Raw genomic sequence first — 20,104 nt, forward strand, 5'->3', positions numbered from 1 at the left:
GGGTCACAGCGCCTCCTTTGTCGCAAGCTTTGTATCAATATGGTGCGTCATAACTTGCGACAAAGTCAACGCCCGACCATTGCGAGATCCCTGCCAGCCAGGCGTCCGTCGAGATTGGAACGGTGGACGACGGCAGCTCCACCCACGCCGGCCTGTTCACGCCACTGACCGTTCCGTTGTCGATCAGGCCCCGGTCCGCCTCCGGAACATGCGTATTCGCCGGACCGAGGCCAAGGCCTCGGGAATGTGGATTCGTCCGCGGGTGCACATCAGCCGGCCGGGGAGGTTCGCCGGAGTGGTTCGGGCCGGTCGGCCGCCCAGCGCAGCAGCCGGAACGCCCGTTCGCTGAGCCGGTCGGAGCCGAACAGCGCCACCGCCACAACCGTGACGGCGATCAACGACGGCAGGCCGAATATGGGCTGCGGCGCCCACACGGCGGCCGGAACTCCCGCCACGGCCAGCACGGCGGCGGCCCGCCTGCCCGGATGCGTTTCGTCGCTGACATGCCTCCATGTCATCGTCTGCTCTCCGCAGCGTCTCGACACGGGGTCACCCCGGACAACCCCGTGTTATGGGCCTGGTCATGGGTGCAGCACGAGCCAGCCGTTGACGCGGCCGTCCTTGAGCCTGCAGTGCGCCGCTGATGGCCAACGCGGGGGTCGTGGCCGCCACCGCCGAGGCCGCCCCCGGCACCTGGCGTCGCCTGGTCGGTCACATGCTGCGCGCCTACGCCGCCCCCGGCGCCGACCTGCCATCGCTGGAGCCCGCTCCCGCGCCGACGGCCCTGTACCGAGCCATGATCCGCCTCAATGGATCTGACGGTCTTCAACGTCATCGTTCCGCTGGGTCCGACCTGGGTGGACGGCGGCCTTATGCCGCCTCGCCCAGCAGGGTGAAATCGATCTCGGGCAGGTCGGGATCGAAGTCGTCGGGACGCAGACGCAGCACGTCGGTCATGTCCAACGCGGTGTGGAAGATCACGCAGTTGGCCAGCAACGAGTTGAATTTGATCATCCTCTCCTGCTCGGCCGGGTCGTTGTCGGCGATGACGCCGTCGTTGCCGAAGCGCAGCCAGGCCGAGAGCCCGTTGAAGCCCTCGACCTTGTTGGTGACCGCGGTGATGCGCCGCCGCGACGCGGGATCGGCGAGGAAGCGCAGCAGCGCCACGGTGCGCACGCTATGCCCGACCTCGCGAAAAACCCGGTAGATCTCGTTCTTGCGCGAGTGCGAGCCCAGTCGTCGCAGCAGGGTGACGGAGTTGAGCCGGCCCTCCCGGATGGAGATCGCCACCCGCATCAGGTCCGGCCACATCTTCTCGATGAGTTCCTAGTCGATCACATTCCGGTGCCCGCCTTCGCCACGGAACAAGAAGTCGATGTGGTGGTAGGCGACCTGGTCGGCGTGCTGGAAGAAGGTCAGCCCCTTAATTGCGGATACGCGGCATCAGATCGAACCCGAACGAGTGCGCGAGTGTGAAGACCGGGAACGACTGGCCCTGGGTGTCGGCGTGCACAGTCTTGGGCTGAACTTCGGAGGCATTGGCCAACAGCCCATCGATGATGTAGATCGCCTCCCACGCCCCGCACGGCACAAATCGGGAGAATAACGCGATGGGACGTTCCCCCGTGAACGCGGGTACGGCTCGGGTATGACGTGCTGGCGGCGGCTGAACGGGTGGCACAAGGCGGGGTCTGGCAGCGCCTGCACGAGGTGCTCCTGGCCAGGCTCAGGGCCGCGGGCGCGATCGACTTCTCCCGGGCCTCGGTGGACTCCTCCCACGTCAGAGCCTTAAAAGGGGGGGCGCAGACCGGCCCGAGCCCGGTCGACCGGGGACGATCCGGCAGCAAGCACCACCTGATCGTCGACGCCACCGGCATTCCCTTGGCCGTCATCCTGACCGGTGGCAACCGCGGGCGACGTCACTCAGCTGGTGCCGCTGCTGCAGGCGATCCCGCAGGCGTCCCGGCGTCGCGCCGGCCGATCGCGGCTACGACCACGACAGGTACCGCAAGCAGGTCCGCGCCCTCGGCATCCGCCCGCTGATCGCGCGACGCGGCACCGAGAACGGTTCTGGCCTGGGCAAACATCGCTGGGTCGTCGAGCAGGCCTTCGCGTTGCTGTACCACTTCCGCCGCCTGCGCATCCGCTGGGAAGTCCGCGACGACATCCATGAGGCCTTCCTCAGCCTTGGTTGCGCCTTGATCTGCTGGCGCCGTCTCAGTTCATGGCGTTAGGAGTTCTTAGCCTCCTCGAAGGCCCTCCTAAGCACTATAGTTCAATTATTCCGGAAATACGGAACAACAGAACAAGGGAGCTGGGATGCCCAGAGGACTGCTCGAAGAACGGGTCGCGGAGCTTGAGCGCCGGGTCGCCCTCCTGGAGGAGGCGCCCACCGACCGGCCACTCCCCGCGGACACCCCGCCGCGGCCCATCGCCGACGCGCCGCTCGACCTGCTCGATCTGATCCGGTCCAGAGCCGGAGAGGAGGCCCGCCCAGGCATGGTCATGTACGGCGGCGCGGTGACCTTCGAGGACCGCGACTACATGTGGGCGATGGAGCACGCGGCCGGCGAGGTGGCGGACGCGCGCTGGGCCGCGGCCGCGACCCTGCTCGAACGCCTCGGCAGCCGACCGCGTCTGGCCCTGCTCGCCGCACTCCTCAAGAAGCCGCGGACGCGCAGGGAGCTTCAAGAGGCGCTCGGCGAGACCTCGACCGGGCACCTGTACCACCACCTCAAGGACCTGCAGAGTGCGGGCCTGCTCATCCAGCCCCGGCGCGGCGAGTACGCGATCGCACCCCATGCGGTCGTACCGCTGATGACGATGGTCGCCATCGCCATAGATCTCGGCACCGCCGAGTCACCCCAGGAGGAGCACGAATGAGAAGCGCTCTGGGCGGATTACTGGACGCCCCTTCCCGGCCGGCGTGGCGGGCCTGGTCGAGAGGCGATGTGGAGGGCTGCGAACGCCACGCCGAGGTCCTGTCCGGCTCTTCCCGAGATCACCTGCTCTTCTTGTGCCACTCCGTGAAACAGTCCTACGAGAAGGCGTTGTCCCACTACGACGCCCTCGCCGCGGCGGGCCGCGCGCCGAGGGCGCTGGACGAGCCGGTCGTCGAGGCCTGGCTGCATCTGGGCCGCCCCGATCGGGCCATCGAGCACGTACGGCGGCGCCATAACGTCCGGCCGCGGGCCGTCGAGCAGGCGCTGCGCGTGCTCGACCCCAGGCTGACCCGCCCGCTAGGGGTACGGCTCGACGGCACCACCGTCCTTCCGTTCGCCGACCACGAGCTCACGCCGTACCTTCCGGCAGTGGCGGCGACCATCGACGGTGTCGACGTACTGGCGCATCTCGACACCGGCGGCACGTTCGTCGTCATGGGACCACGACGCGCCGCAGAGGCAGGTGTGGTGACCACCCCGGGCGGCACCAGCTCTCACGGGCTGCAGCGCGCCGAGCTACGTCACGGCATCATCGCCGAGCTGCGCTTGGGCGCCGCGTCGCTGACCAACGTGCCGGTTCAGGTGCTTTCTACCCTCGTCGGCCCCCAGGACCTGGTGATCATCGGTACCAACGTCCTGGAACAGTTCCTGTCCACCGTCGACCACCCCTGCAACCGCCTCATCCTCTCCCCGAGAGGCCGCCCCGACGCCGCCATCGAGCATTCCCACCTCCTCGCGAACAGTCCTGTGGCGGCGGAGTTCGGCTTTTACCTCTGGGCGGATCACTTCATGTTCGCGCGCGGCGGCTTCGGCCCACGCGACGACCTCACCTTCTTCATCGACTCGGGCATGGTCTACCTGGACGACGCCGTGAAGCCGCCGCGTCAGGCCTGCCTGCTGGCCACGCCCCGCCACTACCGCGCCTGGGGTGTCCCGCGTCACCTGACCGGCCGCCCACACTTCGACAGCCCCGAGCCGGTGTCTCTCGGCCCGCTCACCCGGAGGGACCCGCTCGTGGCCGTCGCGAGGTCGCGGACGACGCCGTGGCAGTCCTTCGGCGGCATACGCGTCGACGGCCTGCTAACGCACGGCTTCCTCAAGACGTACGCATGGACGCTGGACTTCGACAGGGGACGGTACGTGTTCCGATCGGCACCTGGCGCGGGCGAATAGGCAGTCAAATACAAGTTGGTGAGCAATGGAGAAGGGCACACTAAAAAACGGCCTGCCGTACTGAACGGCGGGCGTGGGAGAGCCGCTACGCCCGTGGCTCGGGCGATCTGATCCGGACCCCGTCCGCGACTCGGCGCGGGTGGCCAGGACCCGCCGCTCGGCTTCGGCTGGGCGGTACCTGTCAAACCTGTCGAGACATCAAGCTACGTTCGGTGTCTGTGCTGAGGCCTTGGCTTCATCGGCTTCGGGTGCCGCCGACGGCTCACTCACCCTGCACCGAGCGGCGCTACAGCAGAGCGCAGCCCTGGCCGAGCAAACCGCCGGACCAGCCGCGCGCAAGGCACACCGGATGTACACCACCTGCATCGCACCTGCCTGCACCGAACTCTAAGAATCCGCAGTTCAGAGCTATATCTGTTGGATTTTCACTGTTCGCTACGGGCCCCCCGAAAGCCCAGAGTTCCCGCGAACCCAAGGGGTGACGTTGGACCATTGGGGTAGTTGAGAAGTCATGCACCCTTGGGTGCGCCGAAACCCAAGATCGTTCATGGCGGCCGATCTCGGAGCGGTACCAGGCAGTGCCCGGGACACGGCGACGGCGGCCGGCCCGGCGCGCGGCTGGGACGCCTGAGCTGGTGTACGGAGTCAACCCCCGCGTGATCGGGCGTTTCCTGTCAGGGCAACGCTCGACACCGGACCATGACGTCCATGGACGGGCTGGCTACGCGCCTCCTCATCTTCACCACCACTACAAAAACCTCAACGAAGAGGAAGAGGCTTCACCGATCCTGAGATCCCTTCAACTGCTGAACCGACGTCTTCTGTACGGAGAACACGCAGTTCCTGGAGCTATGGCGATGATGGAGGGCTCAGGGAACTGCGTGGTTATTCCCTAGGCCCGCTCCCATCAGCGGCCCAGGGCCTTCTTTACCTGCGTGGCCTGCTGCTGGACGGCCTCCGCAAGTCCATGCAACTTGGTGCCTGCTTGGTCATTCCGGGTTGGGGAGATCGGCTGGTGGGCCCAGTGGGGGGTCGTTGGCCAGGTCGAACGCGGCGGCGAGGATGGTGAGGACCTGGATCGTGGCCTGAGGTGCCAGCTCGTACTCGCCGCGCCTTCGTTGTGTGATCAGCCTGGCGCTCTGTAGCGCGCGCAGGTGGTGGTAGAGCTGGCCGCTCGTCTGCTCGCCGTCTCCGCCGAGAGACTCTTGGAGGTCGGTGCTGGTGCACCGGCCCTGTTGTACGAGCGCGGCGAGCAGCGCCAGCCGCGGCCGGCTGCCCAGGGACTCCAGGATGGTGGCCACTGGCGCCCAATCGGCCGACAGCAACTCGGCGAGAGAAAGCTGCCTGTCCCAGAGGTTCTCGCCGCCGGCCAGCCGTGCTGCTCCGACATAGCCCACCGTCCCGAGCCTGTTCTCCTCCTTCGCCTGGCGGAGCATGCTGGTGGCTGCCGTGGTGAGGGGCGGCGACTTCGGGAGGCGTCGTGGGGCAGCGGTGTCGACTCGACTCTCCAGGTGGGCGATCCGGCGCTCTAATTCGGTGAGTTTGTCCTCGCTCATCGCATCCTCCTACGCTATTCCATAGTTACGAAATAGCGTAGATATCTGGTGCGGGTATGACAACATCCTTGGTAGGCGAGGTGTGGGCAGGACTCATGCTTGCCTTTGCGCGCCGAGAGCGGGATGTCGTCGTCCAGAGCGACGAGCTCGGCGATCCGGACGCCGGAGTAGAACAGCAGCCGGCTGATGGCGTGGTCGCGGGCGAGGGGGCGGCGTTCGACGGCGCGCAGGTAGCGCTTCTGCTGGTGGGCGTCCGTGGTCAACGGCTTCAACCGGCTCGACATCACCTCGATGTGGGGCGACGGCACGACCGTGGCCGCCGACGGCTCCCAGGTCGAAACGTGGGAGAACAACCTGCTGGCCGAGTCCCACATCCGCTACGGCGGCTACGGCGGGCTTGCCTACCGGCACATCTCCAACACCTACGTGGCCCTGTTCTCCCACTTCATCCCGTGCGGGGTGTGGGAGGCGGTCTACATCATCGAGGGCTTGTTGCGTAACGCCTCGGAGATCCAGCCCGACACCATCCACGCCGACACTCAAGGCCAGTCACTGCCGGTCTTCGGCCTGGCCGCGTTGCTGGGCTTCGACCTGCTGCCGCGCATCCGCAACTGGCACGACCTGATCTCCTACCGGCCCGATCCGGAGGTCCGCTACGCCCACATCGACTCGCTGTTCGGCGAGGAGGCGATCGACTGGCGGCTGATCGAGACCCACCGGACGGATCTGCTGTGCACCGCGATCTCCATCCGCCAGAACCGGATCTCCTCGGTCACCCTGCTGCGCAGGTTGGGCAACCACTCGCGCAAGAACCGCCTGTACCGGGCCTTCCGCGAGCTCGGCCGCGCGGTGCGCACCATCACGCTGCTGCGCTACCTGTCCGACCCCGACCTGCGCGAGCAGATCACGCAGGTCACCAACCGCAACGAGGCCTTCCGCGGGTTCGCCGACTGGCTGATGTTCGGCGGCAGGCTCATCCCGCACAACGACCCCGACTACCAAGAAAAGATCATCAAGTTCAACGAGCTGCTGGCCAACTGCGTGATCTACTCCATCGCCTGCGACATCACCGACGCCGCCAACGCCATCGCCGCCGAAGGCCACCCGGTCGACCCCGACGACCTGGCCACCATCTCCCCCTACATCACCCACACCATCCGCCGGTTCGGCAACTGGACGCTCAACCTCACCCCGCCCGCCGCCGCCCCCACCACCCGGCTCGATCTCGAACCCCGCGTCCTGTTCGCCCCCTGACGCCCGCCGCCCGCCCTGCCTTCGCGCCGACTGGGTCAGAGGCCGTCTGGGGAACCGGACGGATCGGTAGGGGCTGCGGTGGTCAGTGTGGTCAGCCTCAGGATCTTGGCGGCGTGGCCACGGGCTTGTTCCATGAGGGCAGCGGCCCGCTTGGCTGTGGTGTGGCCCTGGTCGTCCAGGTATCGCTGGAAGGCCCGTATGCCCGCGGTGATCTGCCGCCGGATTTCCTCTGCCGTCGCCTCCAATGTCGTCTGTTCGTGCAGGGGGGGCGGCCATGGTGCGCCCCCGTTGTCTGTCGGGCCGGATTACAAGGTGGTCTTGGCCTCGGTGAGGGTCTTGTGGACGACGCCGACGGAGACCTTCACGCCGGTGGCGATGGTGCGGATGGATTCGCCGCGCTCGCGGCGGGCGAGGATGGCGGCACGCTTGTCGTCATCGACCACGGGCCTGCGGCCGCCGATGCGGCCGCGAGCGCGGGCGGCCTCCAGGCCGTTCACGGTCTTGCGGACGATGTCGCGGCGGCGGTCTTCGGCCAGGGCGAGCGCCAGGTCGAGGATCAGGGACCGCTCGGTGTGCTCGCCGGCCGCGATGCCCTCCAGCACCTTGACGCCGACGCCGCGCTGGAACAGATCGTTCAGGACGATGAGGCCTTCCAGGAGGTTGCGGCCGAGGCGGTCGACCTCCTGGACGCACAGCAGGTCTCCGTCGCGGACGTAGGACAGGGCGGTCAGGAGATCGGGCCGGTCATCGGTGGCGAGCTTGCCGCTGATCTTCTCCTCGAACACCTTCCAGCAGATCGGATCGAGGGCGTCGTGCTGCCGCTGGGTGTTCTGCTTGTCGGTGCTGACCCGTACCAAGCCGATGAGCGCCATCGAAGAAGCGCCTTCCGTTCATCAAACGCGCCGTGAGAAGTAGTTGAACACTACTGACTGAAAAATGAACGGCAAGATGAACGCTTTGGCGGGGTGCGGCGATTCGTCCGGACGTGTTCGGGCCGGTGTTCGGCAGACGTTCGTTAGATGAACGCCCGGCCGCCTGCGCCGGTCCGCTCCACGGTGTCTTCCTGCCGCCTTTTGGCTGCCTCCTGACCAGCGGCTATCCCACCTCGTGGCCCGTTTCTGCCGTACTCTGGTGGCACCCCTCCTACGAGGACCTCGACCATGTCGCACACCCCGAAGGGGTGCTGGAACGGCTCGCCCGGTCCGGCTGGTGACGCTGCACGACGACCACGTCGAACTGACCCACGAGGTGCTGATCACCTCCTGTCCGCGACTGCGCGCCTGGATCGATCAGGAGCGTGAGCTGCTGCGCCTGGGTGAGGCCGCCGCCCTCTGGAACGAGCACGGCCGGGACGCCGGTGTCCTGTACCGGGGAGCGCGCCTGACCTCCGCCGAGCCGTTGTTGAGCCACCCCGACGACCTCACCGTCGCCGAGCAGGCCTTCCTGCGGGCCTCCGTGCGGGCGGCGGAGTCGGCCGACCGCGCCACCGCCCGGCGCAGGCGGCGTCGGTGAGGACGTGCGGCTGTGGGAAGTCGCCACCCGTCGCCTGGTCGGGACCCTGCCCACCAGTCACACCACCGCCGTCACCACCATGCAGTTCAGCCCGGACGGTGTCCGGCTGAACACCGCCGACGACGAGGGAGGCGTCCAGGTGTGGGACGTCACGACGCGCCGCCTGAGCGGCTCCCCCGTGACCGGCTCCGCCAGCGGTATCGCCACACTGGCGTTCAGCCCCGACGGTCGCCTGCTGGCCACCGGTGGGGAGGACAGGACCATCCGGCTGTGGAAGACGGAGCTGCCCCCGGATCCGCCCGCGGCGGTCTGCGCCGCCGTGGGGCGCTCCCTCACCCGGCAGGAATGGCAGCAGTATGTTCCCGGGGAGTCGTATCAGCAGATCTGCCCTTGACGATCCGCGGACCAAGCTCTCAGCGCGGGGCGAGGACGCAGAACTCGTTGCCCTCCGGGTCGGCGAGAACCGTCCAGGGAACGTCGCCCTGGCCGAGGTCGACGTCGACGGCACCGAGAGCTCGCAGCATGGCGACCTCCGCCGCCTGGTCGTCGCCGGGGTACGGCCGGAGATCGAGATGGACGCGGTTCTTCACGGTCTTCACATCGGGCGTGCGGACGAACTCAAGGTACGGCCCGACGTCCTTGGCCGAGCGCAATGTCGCATGGTCGTCGGTGACTTCGTGCAGGGTCCAGTCCATCGCCCCACCCCAGAACCGGGCCATGGCCCGCGGATCCACGCAGTCGACCACCACCGCGGCGATCGGCCCGGTGTCCTGGTAGATCGGCCGAGGCTCCAGCACGCAGAACTCGTTGCCCTCCGGGTCGGCGAGAACCGTCCAGGGAACGTCGCCCTGGCCCACGTCGGCGGACGTCGCGCCAAGGGCCCGAAGGCGCGCGACCAGGTCCGCCTGGTGGGCGGCGGAGGTGGTCGCGAGATCGACGTGCAGGCGGTTCTTCACCGTCTTGGGTTCCGGTACGGCGACCACGTCGATGTACAGCGCGGCGGGGTCGGGATAGGCGAAGCCCACGGGTTCGACGTTGGTCACGCCGGGTCCCTCGCTGGAGACGCCCCAGCCGAGGGCCTCCGCCCAGAAGCCGCCGACCACGGAGTCATCCCGGGCGTCCATCGCAATCTGTACAAGCCTCGTCGCCATGCCGCCGATCCTACGAGGGAGAACCGGCTCAGCCGGAGTGCAGGACCCGGAGGCGACCGGGTTCCGCCGGGTCCCGGTCGACGATCTGGACCGGTGCCCAGACCCACTGCCGGACGCTGATGCCCGGGGTGCGGGAGAACCGGATCCACCCACGGGTGCCCTCGACCGCGACGTGCGGCCATGCTTCGGCGACACGTGCCCGGTCCGTGCCGTGGGACCGCAGCGCGTCGGCGAGGACGGCGATCGTGTCGTAGCCCTCGAAGGCCACGAAGGAGGGTGCTTCGGCCAGCCGTTCGCGAAGGGCCGTCTCGACGCGTGCGCCGAGCGGGCTGAGGACTTCGGGCAGGTAGCGCAGGAAGGGGATCGCGACGCCGTCGTCGCCCAGCAGCGTCGCCCACTCGGCGGACTCAGGTTGCCCGGCCGGAGCGCCGATCATGATCTCGCCGAGGCGCGGGTCACGGCGGACGGACTTGACGATCGACGCCGCCGGTTCCGGGTGACCGACCAGAAGGAGAAGGGCTGTCGCGCGGTCACGGACGAGTGCGTCGCACACGGCCGCGGGGGTGAGTGCGAGCATGTCGAGTTCGGTGACGGTGCCGCCACGGGGGGCGAGGTGGTCCCGCAGGACGCGGGTCCCGGACGCCCAGTAGACACTCGGCTGGACCGCCACGGCGATCCGGCTGTGGCCCGCGCGGAGAAGGAAGTCCGCGTAGATCCGCCAGCCGTGGGACTGCGCGGGGGCCAGGCGCGCGACCCACTCCGTCGGCCGCTCGGTGAGCTCGTCGAGAACCGCCGACGAGCAGAGGAACGGCAGGCCGAGGGCGTCGGCCCTGGCTGCGGCGGCTCGGGCGACGACGCTGTGATACTCCCCCACGAGGGCGGTCACCCCCAGACCGGCCAGTTCGTCCACGGCCGCCGCGGCCTTCTGCGGATCGGCCGCGGTGTCCCTGACCACCAGTTCGAGCGGCCTTCCGGCGATGCCCCCGGCGTCGTTGACCTCGTGAACGGCCAGCTCAAGTCCGGCGATCAGGTGCCGGCCCGCCTCGACCCAGCCAGGCCGGGTCAGCGGGGCAAGAGCGCCGATCCGGATGGATGACTCGGCGGCCCGTTCCGCTCCAGATGACGACGATGACGTGTTCATGTGCTGGCGTCTCCTGTGCGGTGAGTCATTGAGCGGTTTGCCTGGATCACGGAGTGGCAAGGCCTGATCGTACGCGGCGGGACGCGCCCGGGTGACGAGGCCACCGCCGTCAGGGCCGGAACGCGTCGGCGTCGCGTGCACCAGTGCGCGAACGTCCGTGGTCCGCGTCCGAGCGGTCGTTCCACGGCGTCGGTGAGGAAAGGTCACGGTGGACCTCACCGGCAGCGGTACAACTGACCCTGGTCGGAGTGCTAGGCTGCCGTTCGTTCGGTATTGGATCGGTGTGGGAGGGAGGTGAGGTTTGATGACCGCGGTGAAGACCGCTGCCATGGGCAGCGCCCGGACCAACCTCACGTCCCGGGCCCCGGTCTGACCCACTTCTTCCCCCAGCCTTGAGCCATCGGGTTCGCCAGGCGGGGTGACGTCCGCGTCTCGTCGGGGCCCCTTCTCCGCAAGGGTCTCTCACGTTGCCATACACGTACACCGATCCATCCGGCCTGTTCAGGTACGGGTGGACCGGCGCACTCGACCGAACCTTCACCGAGCACTACGAAGCGGGCCTCGTGCCGGCCCGGATCTCCCGGGTCGATCGCGGCCTGTGCACGGCGATCACCACGTCGGGCCCGCTGCGGGCCACGTTCGCCGCGCCGTACCCGCCCGACCCGCTCCTGACGCCCTGCACCGGCGACTGGGCCGCGCTGCGCCCGGGCGCCGAACCGCACCTGGCGGCGCTGCTGCCGCGGCACAGCGCGATCGTGCGCTCGTCGGCGTCCAGGTCCTCCCACGGACAGGTGCTCGCCGCCAACGTCGACACGGTCGTCATCTCCCTGTCCCTGGCCACGCCCCTGGACGCGGCCAAACTGGAGCGGCTGCTCGCCCTGGCCTGGGAGAGCGGGGCGCAGCCGGTGATCGTCTTGACCAAGGCGGACCTGGCCGACGATCCCGAGGCCGTCCACGCCGAGGCCGAAGCGCTGGCACCCGGCGTGGACGTCCTGGTCACCAGCGTCGCCACCGGTCACAACATCGACGTGCTGGTCGCGCTGGTGCGCGGTACCACCGTGCTGCTCGGCCCCTCGGGCGCGGGCAAGTCCAGCCTCGGCAACACGCTGCTCGGCGAGGAGCGGCTGGCCACCGGCACGGTACGCGAGCAGGACGGCAAGGGCCGCCACACCACGGTCCGCCGCGAACTGGTTCCCCTGCCCGGCGGCGGGGTCCTCATCGACACGCCCGGCCTGCGCGGGATCAGCCTGCATGACGCCGCCGACGGCCTGGAGCAGGTCTTCGCCGAGATCGAACGCCTCGCTCGGGACTGCCGCTTCGGCGACTGCGCCCACGACACCGAACCGGGTTGCGCGGTTCAGGCCGCCATCGACGCGGGCGAGCTGGCCGGACGCCGTCTGGACAGCTACCGCAAGCTGCAACGGGAGAACGCCTGGGCGGCCGCACGTACCGATGCCCGGTTGCGCGACGAGCGCGTCAACCGGCAGAAGGCCATCACCAGTCACCTGCGCGCCACCTACAGGTTCCGGGACCAGCAGCCATGACCGGCCGCGTCCCACCGACCTCCTCGACCGCTCATCGGCCACCCGGAGGCCGCACCACCATGCCCGGAAGCCCGCACGACCCGGTCGGCGACCCCACAGTGGCGGCGTTCTTCGCCCTGCACGACAACCTGGCACGTCAAGGCTCCGGCTCCGACGTGCCCATCCGCCACCTGCTGTCCCTGGCCGGGCCGCCGACGCCGCGCCCGCGCGTGCTGGACGTCGGCTGCGGGCCGGGCCGCTCCTCGCTGGTGCCGGCCCAGGCCGGAGCCGAGGTCACCGCGGTCGACCTGCGTCAGCCGTACCTCGACTGGTTCGAGGAGTACCGCACGCCGCTGTCACAGCGCGCCCACGCGGCCGACCTGGCCGTACCCGGGATGCGCGAGGCGGTCGCGGCCACCCTGCAAGAGATCACCATGCGCCGCGAGCACGGCGCTGACTACCGGTACACCGGCTATGTCCTGCATCCGCAGAAGGACAAGGAGACGAACCCGACCATGACCTCTTCCTGGACCACCCGTCCCGAGAACGCCGGCGACGTCGCCGCCATCCGCGACATCAACCTCGCCGCCTTCCCCAGCCCGCACGAGGCCGACCTTGTCGAGGCGCTGCGAGCCGATCCGCAGGCGTGGCTGCCCGGCCTGTCCTGGCTGGCCGAGACCCCCGACGGCGATCTCGCTGGATACGCGTTGCTCACCCGCTGCCACGTCGGCGACTCACCCGCCCTCACCTTGGGCCCGTGCGCCGTCAAGCCCGACCATCAGCGGCGGGGCTCCGGGTCCGCCGCCATCCGCGCCGCTCTGCGAGCCGCCCGTGAGCAGGGCGAGAACCTGGTGCTCGTGCTCGGCCACGCCGAGTACTACCCCCGCTTCGGCTTCACCCCGGCCTCCGGGTACGGAATCCGCCCGCCCTTCGACGTCGAGGACAAGTACATGATGGCGCTCGCCTTCAACCCTGAACAGCCGGTCCCGAGCGGCGTCATCCGCTACCCGGCGGCGTTCGGCGTCTGACCTCCCGCTCCTCGAACGCGGCGAACGGCCCCCGGCACCGCTGGGGGCCGTTCGCCCGTCGCGAAGGTCGGTGGAGCGGCTTCGCGGCCGAGCATCCGTGGTGCGAGATGGGGCAGGTTCACGAGATCGCCAAGCATCATCCCAGGTCAAAGGGGGTAAGCCAATCGCAGCTTGGGGGTCCGGGCCGTACGCCGCTCCAACGAAACCGCGGCCACCGCCTACCGGGAGGGCGACCATGGGTGAGGCGTTCGCCGACATGCTGCCCTACACGCTGGGCCTGATCGTCTCACCGTTCCCAGTCGTGGCCGTCATCGCGTTGCTGATCAGCGCCAACGGGCGGGTCAAGGCCCTGCTGTTCGAGATCACCTGGCTGATCATGAGCTGGGTCGTGCTGCTGGCCCTCATCGCGCTGCTGGGCGCCACCGGTGCCACCGGCCACGAGTCGCCCGCCTGGGCCGGTTGGATCAGCCTGGTCATCGGCGTCCTCCTGCTCCTGACGGCCTTCTTCGGTGTCCGCAGGGCCGTACGCCGCAAGGAGGGCAGGGACCCGAAGGTACCCGGCTGGATCGCCGCGATGGACACGATGACCAAACCCAGGATCGCCGGAGTGGCGGCCGTGCTCATCGTGGCCAACCCGGTCAACCTCGCCTCCCTGGCCGGCGGTGCCGTCGCCGCGGGCCGGGTGCCACTGCCCGCGGGGCGGCAGGTGATCCTCGCGGCCGCGTTCGTCGTCATCGGCAGCCTCGGCGTGCTCGCCCCCTACGTCACCGCGCTCAGCAAGGACGGCCCGCAACGACTGCGGCGGATGCGCGGCTGGCTGATCCGGCACAACGGCGCCCTGTCCCTGCTGCTGATCCTGGTGTTCGGCATGCTGTTCCTCGCCAGGGGCCTGCGCGGCCTGCTGGCCTGAGGCGTACCCGCGAGTCAGTGAGTCCGTGGAGTCCGTGGGGTCGCGGTGAACCAGGTGCGGTCGTCGGTGAGCCACCGGCCCAGGGTCAGGTCCGCCTCGGCCAGGTCGCCGGCGAGTTCGGCTCCGTCGACGGGGTGGCGGCTGAAGGCGTGGGTCCAGGTTCGTTCGCCGACGTGGTAGTCGATGACGACGTCGACGCACGGCCCGTCCCGGCGGACCTCTCTGACCACGCGCCGGATGCCGTCGTGTTCGTGCGCGGTCGGCTGGGCCGTGTCGAACCAGTCCGGGGCGGTCCGCTGGAAGACGGCCGTGCCGTTCGGGGCGAGGTGTTCACGGCAGGTCCGCAGGAAGGCGCGGCGTTGCGCCGGGTCCGTGTTGATCATGGTGCTGGCGAGCAGGACGGCGTCGAAGACGCGTCCCAGACGCACCGTCTCGATCCGGTCCCGTACGGCGGGCAGCTCTCCCAGGCGTTCCAGCATCGCCGGGGACTCGTCGACCCCCATGACCGGGTGGCCGAGATCGGCCAGGGGCCGCAGGATCCGGCCGGTCCCGCAGCCGAGCTCCAGGATCGACGCCCCGGCGGGCAGAGCCGCGTGCACGATCTCCGCCTCCCCCATCGGCGGCAGGAGGTCGTAGAACTCAACGGCACAGCCGTCCGGGGTGATCTCCCCTGGACCGGACCCGTGGTAGGGGCTCAAGATCGTTCCCTTCTCGTCACTCGGAGCGGGCGGCCTGCGGTGAGGCGGTCGGATCATCGTCGGAGAGTTCCTGGACGGAGCGCATGTGACGCACCGGCGAGAACCACAGGATCACGGTGGGCACGAACAGTCCGACACCGGCGACGAGCACCGTCTCCCTGAGACCGATCCGGCCGCCCAGCGCCCCGCCCGCCAGCGAGCCGAGCGCCAGCGCGCCCCAGGAGATCATGCGCACGGTCGCGACGACCCGTCCGAGCAGGTGGTCGGGGGTGACGGCCTGCCGCAGACTGATGATCGTGACGTTGTAGATCGGAACCGCGAACAGTACGACGAAGTTCGCCGCCGCCGCGGTGACCAGCCCGATGCCGCCCCCGTGAACGGTCGCGAGGCCGAGCACCCCCACCCCGGGCAGCGCGGTGGACACCAGCAACGACCGCCCCGTGCCGAGGAAGCGTGTGACGGGTCCCAGGCAGAACGCGCCGCACAGCGCCCCCACGCTCCCCACCGAGATGATCAGGCTGACCCCACCGGCGCCGGTGCCGACGTCACGGATGAGGAACAGGAAGAACACGGCCGTCAGGGCGTCGAAGAAGAAGTTCCCCACGGCGCCGGCGATCATCGCCCAGCGCAGCACCGGATGGCGTAGCACCATGTCCAGGCCCTCGCGCAGCGAGGCCCGTATCGAGAGCGCCGTCCCGGACGGGGGCGGCGCCGGGCGTTCGTCCCTTTTGACGCCCAGCAGCGAAAGCGCGGACACGAGATAGCTGATCGCGTCGATGGCGACGACGACCGGCGGCCTCAGCACGCCGATCAGCAGGCCCGCGAGCCCGGGGCCCGCCACCTGGGCCAGCGATTCGGAGATCTGCAGCCTGCCGTTCGCCTCGACGAGGTGCCCACGCCCCACGAGGCCGGGAAGGAAGGCCTGGTAGGACACGTCGAAGACGACCGTCATCATGCCGATGACGAACGCCACCACGAACAGTTGCCCGATCGACAGGAAGCCGAGGCCGTACGAGACGGGGATCGAGCCCAGCAGCAGGGCCCTGACCGCGTCGGAGCCTATCAACAGCGGCCTGCGTCTCCCCCGGTCGACGAGCACGCCGATGAGCGGTGCGAACAGCAGGTACGGCAGGCGTTCGAGGAAGCCGAGGACACCGGCCTGCATCGGGGTCGCGTTCAGGACGACGACCGCGGTCAGCGGCAGCGCGACAAGGGTGATCTGCGTGCCGACCAGTGACAGGGACTGGCTCGACCACAGCAGCGCGAACGACCGGTTACGGACCACCGAGTCCGGTTTGAGACCGAGTTTCATCGTGCCGCTCCCCCATCCACTCGCTGCCCGCCTTCTCGCACGTCCCGGCACCGGATCACGGGCCGAGTTCCTCCAGCGCCTCGTCGAGCGCCGTCACGATCTGGGTCACGTCGTCCGCTGAGATCACCAGCGGGGGAATGATCATGATAGCCGGGCTTATCGCGAGTGCGGAGACGAGAACCCCCCGATCCTCCATCGCCAGCCGCAGATGGCTTGAGGCCGCCTCGTGAGCGGGCTCACCGTCCGGCCCGCGCATCTCGACGGCGTACATCAGGCCGGTGCCCCGGACCGCGTTCACATGCGGATGCCTTTCGGCCACCGCGGTGAGACCGGCGTACAGCTCCGCGCCCCGGTGCTTCACGTTCTCCAGTACGCCGTCGCCGGTCAGCGTGTCCACCACGGCGATGGAGGCGGCCAGCCCGAGGGGGTGACCGTCGTTCGTCGAGCCGATGAGGAACTTCTGGTCGTAGTCGAGACCCAGAATCCGTTCGTAGACCGCGTCCGACAGGACCACGGCCGACAGGGGCGCGTATCCGGCGCTCAGACCCTTGCCGAGGGTGAGCATGTCCGGCTGGACACCGACCTGTCCGGTGCGGGTGAACTCGCCCGTGCGGCCCATCCCGGTCGTCACCTCGTCGACGATCAGATAGATCCCGTGGTCCTGGCAGAAGGCCGCGAGCGTGTGCAGGTACTCGTCGGTGAGCACGTGGCCGCCCTCACCCACCACCGGTTCGACGACGACCGCCGCCACGCGTTCCGGACCGTAGGAGGTGATGAGCCGTTCGAGGTCTCCGGCCTCGCCGGGCCGCCCCGCGGTGAACGGGCCGGGAGCGTGTTCGACGTCGGGCAGCAGGGGGCCGGACTGTTCGTGCACGTACGGCATGCCGGTGAGCGCGCCTCCGGCGGCCCCGAGGCCGTGGTAGCCGCTCCACAGGCCGAACACCGCCCTGCGGGCGGGCGCACCGTCGGCGCGGTGCAGGAAACGGGCCAGCAGCACCGCCGTCTCGACCGCCTGCGCGCCGTTGCTGCAGTATCGGATCTTGTTCATCGTGGGGGGAAGGTGCGGCACGAGGGCGTTGGCCGCCTCGACGGAGATCGCGCTGGGCCGTCCGTAACCGATCAGGTTGGCGTAGGCAAGGGTGTCGATCTGCTTCTTGACGGCCTCGCCGACGGCCTGGTGGCCGTATCCCAGCGTGACGTTCCACAGCCCGGAGCGGGCGTCGAGGAACCAGCGTCCGCCCCGGTCGCGTACCCGCACCCCCCGTCCCTCGACCAGCATGCTCTCCGGCCTGAGCGTCCGAAGGTAGGCGCCCATCGTGGGGCTGTTCCACAGCGGGTAGTCGGCAGGATCGATCAAGGCTTCACCTCTCCGATGTCCGATTCGGCCGGGGCCGTACCTCTGACGGCCTCGATCACGCTCATTCCCGGCGGACCGGTGACGACCTTCTCGAACCGCCATCCGCCGTGTTCCAGCAGCCGCCGATACTCCGTCAGCGTGCGTTCCCTGGCCCCCTCGTACAGGACCATCATGGCGACGTCGCTCCAGCTCTGCTGGGAGGCGGGGACGCCGTGTTCGGGAAGCAGGTCCTCGAACAGCAGAAGGCGGGCCTCCCTCGGCGCCCCGCTCGCGACGGCGCGGAGGATCCGGACCGCCGCGGCGTCGTCCCAGTCGTGCAGCACCCGGGCGAGCAGATACAGATCGCCCGGCGGCGGCGGGACGAACAGATCGCCGGGATGGAGTGCGTATCGGCCGGACACCCCCTGACTCTCCAGGTACGGCCCGGCCAGAGTCAGGACCTGTGGCTGGTCGACGAGGACCGCCGTCGCCCCGGGCGCCTCCTGGAGCGCCCCGGCGGTCAGGACGCCGACGCCGCCCGCGACGTCGACGATCACCCCGCTCTCCGGCCAGTCGAGCAGCGGCAGGCACGGCAGCGACAGCAACCGCGCCTGCTCCACCATCGCCCTGCCGAAGGTCGTCTGCTCCTGCGGCCGCGGGGCGAGATACTCCCAGAAGCCCGTGCCGAGGACCCCGGGCGCCGCCGCGTGGCCCGTGGTGAGGGTCTCGGTCAGCGCGTGCGCGACGTCGGAGATCCCCAGCGTCGCGAACGTCGCCTGCAACGACATCGGGTGCGAGGCGCACAGCAGCCGTCCGCGTCCGGTGAGCGACACCTCATCCGGCACCGGGTCGAACGTGACGATCCCGTGGCCGGACAGCAGGCGCAGCACACGGCGCAACGCGTCCTCGTCGGCACCGGCCTCGGCCGCCAGCCACGTGACCGGGCGGGCGCCGCCGGCGAGCAGATCGGGGACGCCGAGCCTGCTGATCGCGCACACGCAGTGCCACGCGACGCCGCTCTGGTAGATGTCGAAGAGCGCGCGGATGTCGGCGATCGGCTCGGTCGCCGTCTCCGCCGAAGGGGCGCCGTTCATCTGTCGCACGCTAGATCTCCTCGCCGTGCAGCTCCGGGACCATGGTGACCTCAAGCCGTTCCAGGCCGTTGAGGAAGTTCGACCGCTGACGCACGGCCTCTCCCGCGGGCTCGACGGCGGCGACGCGCCGCAGCAGGACGCGCAGAAGACAGCGCAGTTCGATCCGCGCCAGCGCGGCGCCGACACAGTAGTGCGGCCCGCCGCCGAAGCTCATGTGCGGGTTGGGCCTGCGGTCGATCAGGAACCGCCCGGCCTCGGGGAACACCTCCTCGTCACGGTTGCACGAGGGGAACCAGACCACGACGCGGTCTCCCTCGCGGATACGGGCGGCTCCCAGTGTCGAGTCGGTCATCGCGGTGCGCATCGCGTGCATGGCCGGGGAGGTCCACCGGAGGATCTCCTCGACCGCGCTGTCGATCAGGCCGGGATCCTCCTTCAGCCGCCGCCACGCGCCGGGATGCTCGATGAACGCCAGGAGCGCGCCCGACATCGCGTGCGGGGTCGTTTCGAGGCCGCCGTTCATCAGGCCGTCGCAGTTGAGGATGACCTCCTCGTCGGACAGGGGGCGTCCGTTCACGGTCGCCTGGGCCAGCGAGGTCACCATGTCGTCGCCCGGGGCGTTCCTGCCCTCTTCGAGCCGATCGGCGAAGTAGGCGAAGACGCCGGCGTGCGCCGCCGTCCGCGCCGAGGCCGCGGCGGGGCCGGGGTCGGTGTCGTCGAAGGCGACGGCGATGAAACGGGCGAGTTCGTCACGGTCGCCCGGCGGGACGCCCATCATCTCGAACAGGAGCCATGTCGGGATCGCGACGGCGAGGTCGCGGACGGCGTCGAACGCCTCGCCGCGTTCGAGGAGCGTCCGCACGAGATCGTCGATCATCCGTTCGAGCCCCGGCTGCAGTGCCGCGACCGCCCGGCCGTTGAACCATGAGGAGTGGGCGGCGCGGAGCGCCCGGTGCTCCGTGCCGTCGGACACCACGAGCATCCGGCCGGAGGCGGCCTTCACCGCCGCCTCGTTCCCGCCGAGCCGCATGCCGAGCGCGGAGCCGAACCTGCCCGGGTGTTTGACCACCTGGCCGCCGAGCCGGTGCGTGGTGACCGACCAGAAGCCCCCCGCGCGTTCGGACTCGCACCAGGCGATCGGATGGGTACGGCGGGCCTCCCGCCACACGTCGAGGTGCCGGTCGCCGACGTAGAGGAGCGGGTCCGCGATGTCGAGCCCCACTCCTCCCGCCGTCCATGTGGGACTGCGTCGGCTCATTGCCCGCGCTCTCCCCGTCCGGGCTTCGCCCGGTGCCCGTCGATCGGTCCGCCGGTCAGGCCAACGCCCACAAAACACGAGAATAAGCCCATAATCCACCCCGAATTCCTCTTTGGCCGCCATTCTTGTGACACTGAAAACGCCGAAACCCGAAACGCTGGACGGCCCCGACAAATGTCCGATTTCGCGCCGCTTCCGGCACGGAAAGACGATCCG

At 69.4% G+C, this 20,104-nt stretch carries 21 protein-coding genes and 1 pseudogene; 9 read left to right on the plus strand and 13 right to left on the minus strand.

What is annotated here, in order from left to right; translation table 11 throughout:
- Positions 1-269: 269 nt before the first annotated feature.
- The 3 genes from ACIBVQ_RS34870 to ACIBVQ_RS34880 form a co-directional block, all read right to left on the minus strand.
- A complete protein-coding gene (locus tag ACIBVQ_RS34870; RefSeq protein WP_399182816.1) occupies positions 270-518 on the minus strand; it encodes a hypothetical protein in 249 nt (82 codons plus the stop codon).
- Between the two features lie 352 nt (positions 519-870).
- Positions 871-1,311, minus strand: coding sequence for a Tn3 family transposase (locus tag ACIBVQ_RS34875; protein ID WP_399182818.1), 441 nt, complete (start codon positions 1,309-1,311; stop codon positions 871-873).
- Between the two features lie 112 nt (positions 1,312-1,423).
- Entirely contained in the window at positions 1,424-1,681 is a 258-nt protein-coding gene (locus ACIBVQ_RS34880; protein ID WP_399182984.1) for a Tn3 family transposase, read from the minus strand.
- Between ACIBVQ_RS34880 and ACIBVQ_RS34885 the strand changes: the two are divergent.
- The 3 genes and pseudogenes from ACIBVQ_RS34885 to ACIBVQ_RS34895 all read left to right on the plus strand — a co-directional run.
- Positions 1,622-2,234: pseudogene (locus ACIBVQ_RS34885) on the plus strand (IS5 family transposase); the annotation flags it as partial. The gene ACIBVQ_RS34880 and the pseudogene ACIBVQ_RS34885 sit on opposite strands and share 60 nt — an antisense overlap.
- Before the next feature lie 85 nt (positions 2,235-2,319).
- Entirely contained in the window at positions 2,320-2,883 is a 564-nt protein-coding gene (locus ACIBVQ_RS34890) for a hypothetical protein (RefSeq protein WP_399182820.1), read from the plus strand.
- A 143-nt stretch (positions 2,884-3,026) separates the two neighbouring features.
- Complete coding sequence (locus ACIBVQ_RS34895; protein ID WP_399182822.1) at positions 3,027-4,115, plus strand: retropepsin-like aspartic protease; 1,089 nt, start codon at positions 3,027-3,029, stop codon at positions 4,113-4,115.
- Between the two features lie 989 nt (positions 4,116-5,104).
- On the opposite strand, the gene ACIBVQ_RS34900 is transcribed toward ACIBVQ_RS34895, so the two are convergent.
- Complete coding sequence (locus ACIBVQ_RS34900) at positions 5,105-5,671, minus strand: ArsR/SmtB family transcription factor (protein ID WP_399182824.1); 567 nt, start codon at positions 5,669-5,671, stop codon at positions 5,105-5,107.
- A 14-nt stretch (positions 5,672-5,685) separates the two neighbouring features.
- Positions 5,686-5,934, minus strand: a complete 249-nt coding sequence (locus tag ACIBVQ_RS34905) for a hypothetical protein (protein ID WP_399182826.1) — start codon at positions 5,932-5,934, stop codon at positions 5,686-5,688.
- Here ACIBVQ_RS34905 and ACIBVQ_RS34910 point away from each other — a divergent pair.
- The gene (locus ACIBVQ_RS34910) at positions 5,927-6,925 is read left to right on the plus strand and encodes a Tn3 family transposase (RefSeq protein WP_399182828.1); all 999 of its coding nucleotides are present in this window, start codon (positions 5,927-5,929) and stop codon (positions 6,923-6,925) included. The genes ACIBVQ_RS34905 and ACIBVQ_RS34910 overlap by 8 nt on opposite strands.
- Before the next feature lie 305 nt (positions 6,926-7,230).
- Here ACIBVQ_RS34910 and ACIBVQ_RS34915 read toward each other — a convergent pair whose 3' ends face one another.
- The gene (locus tag ACIBVQ_RS34915) at positions 7,231-7,797 is read right to left on the minus strand and encodes a recombinase family protein (protein ID WP_399182830.1); all 567 of its coding nucleotides are present in this window, start codon (positions 7,795-7,797) and stop codon (positions 7,231-7,233) included.
- Between the two features lie 337 nt (positions 7,798-8,134).
- Between ACIBVQ_RS34915 and ACIBVQ_RS34920 the strand changes: the two genes are divergently transcribed.
- On the plus strand, positions 8,135-8,437 hold the full coding sequence (locus ACIBVQ_RS34920) for a hypothetical protein (RefSeq protein ID WP_399182832.1): 303 nt from the start codon (positions 8,135-8,137) through the stop codon (positions 8,435-8,437).
- Between the two features lie 4 nt (positions 8,438-8,441).
- A complete protein-coding gene (locus ACIBVQ_RS34925; RefSeq protein ID WP_399182834.1) occupies positions 8,442-8,831 on the plus strand; it encodes a WD40 repeat domain-containing protein in 390 nt (129 codons plus the stop codon).
- Positions 8,832-8,850: 19 nt separating this feature from the next.
- Here the strand turns inward: ACIBVQ_RS34925 and ACIBVQ_RS34930 are convergent, their stop codons facing one another.
- Positions 8,851-9,588 (minus strand): VOC family protein, encoded by a 738-nt coding sequence (locus tag ACIBVQ_RS34930; protein WP_399182836.1) that lies wholly within the window; start codon positions 9,586-9,588, stop codon positions 8,851-8,853.
- 28 nt (positions 9,589-9,616) lie between these two features.
- Positions 9,617-10,729: an ABC transporter substrate-binding protein gene (locus ACIBVQ_RS34935; RefSeq protein ID WP_399182838.1), complete on the minus strand. Its 1,113-nt coding sequence runs from the start codon at positions 10,727-10,729 to the stop codon at positions 9,617-9,619.
- Positions 10,730-11,196: 467 nt separating this feature from the next.
- Between ACIBVQ_RS34935 and rsgA the strand changes: the two genes are divergently transcribed.
- From rsgA to ACIBVQ_RS34950, 3 genes are all read left to right on the plus strand, one after another.
- Positions 11,197-12,273 (plus strand): ribosome small subunit-dependent GTPase A, encoded by a 1,077-nt coding sequence (rsgA, locus tag ACIBVQ_RS34940; RefSeq protein WP_399182840.1) that lies wholly within the window; start codon positions 11,197-11,199, stop codon positions 12,271-12,273.
- 494 nt (positions 12,274-12,767) lie between these two features.
- Positions 12,768-13,280, plus strand: a complete 513-nt coding sequence (locus tag ACIBVQ_RS34945; RefSeq protein WP_386197123.1) for a GNAT family N-acetyltransferase — start codon at positions 12,768-12,770, stop codon at positions 13,278-13,280.
- A 235-nt stretch (positions 13,281-13,515) separates the two neighbouring features.
- A complete protein-coding gene (locus ACIBVQ_RS34950) occupies positions 13,516-14,190 on the plus strand; it encodes a GAP family protein (protein WP_399182842.1) in 675 nt (224 codons plus the stop codon).
- Positions 14,191-14,204: 14 nt separating this feature from the next.
- Here ACIBVQ_RS34950 and ACIBVQ_RS34955 read toward each other — a convergent pair whose 3' ends face one another.
- The 5 genes from ACIBVQ_RS34955 to ACIBVQ_RS34975 are packed head-to-tail and all read right to left on the minus strand — an operon-like array spanning position 14,205 to position 19,888.
- On the minus strand, positions 14,205-14,888 hold the full coding sequence (locus ACIBVQ_RS34955) for a class I SAM-dependent methyltransferase (protein ID WP_399182844.1): 684 nt from the start codon (positions 14,886-14,888) through the stop codon (positions 14,205-14,207).
- Positions 14,889-14,904: 16 nt separating this feature from the next.
- Positions 14,905-16,200: an MFS transporter gene (locus tag ACIBVQ_RS34960; RefSeq protein ID WP_352012231.1), complete on the minus strand. Its 1,296-nt coding sequence runs from the start codon at positions 16,198-16,200 to the stop codon at positions 14,905-14,907.
- Between the two features lie 55 nt (positions 16,201-16,255).
- Positions 16,256-17,557 (minus strand): aspartate aminotransferase family protein, encoded by a 1,302-nt coding sequence (locus ACIBVQ_RS34965; protein WP_386197110.1) that lies wholly within the window; start codon positions 17,555-17,557, stop codon positions 16,256-16,258.
- Positions 17,554-18,630 carry a methyltransferase gene (locus ACIBVQ_RS34970; RefSeq protein ID WP_399182986.1) on the minus strand — a complete coding sequence of 359 codons (1,077 nt, stop codon included), beginning with the start codon at positions 18,628-18,630 and terminating at the stop codon, positions 17,554-17,556. The genes ACIBVQ_RS34965 and ACIBVQ_RS34970 overlap by 4 nt, the downstream gene beginning before the upstream one ends.
- A 10-nt stretch (positions 18,631-18,640) precedes the next feature.
- Complete coding sequence (locus tag ACIBVQ_RS34975) at positions 18,641-19,888, minus strand: cytochrome P450 (protein WP_399182847.1); 1,248 nt, start codon at positions 19,886-19,888, stop codon at positions 18,641-18,643.
- Positions 19,889-20,104: the final 216 nt, after the last annotated feature.

This window comes from Streptosporangium sp. NPDC049376 (assembly GCF_044466505.1).
GTDB lineage: Bacteria > Actinomycetota > Actinomycetes > Streptosporangiales > Streptosporangiaceae > Streptosporangium.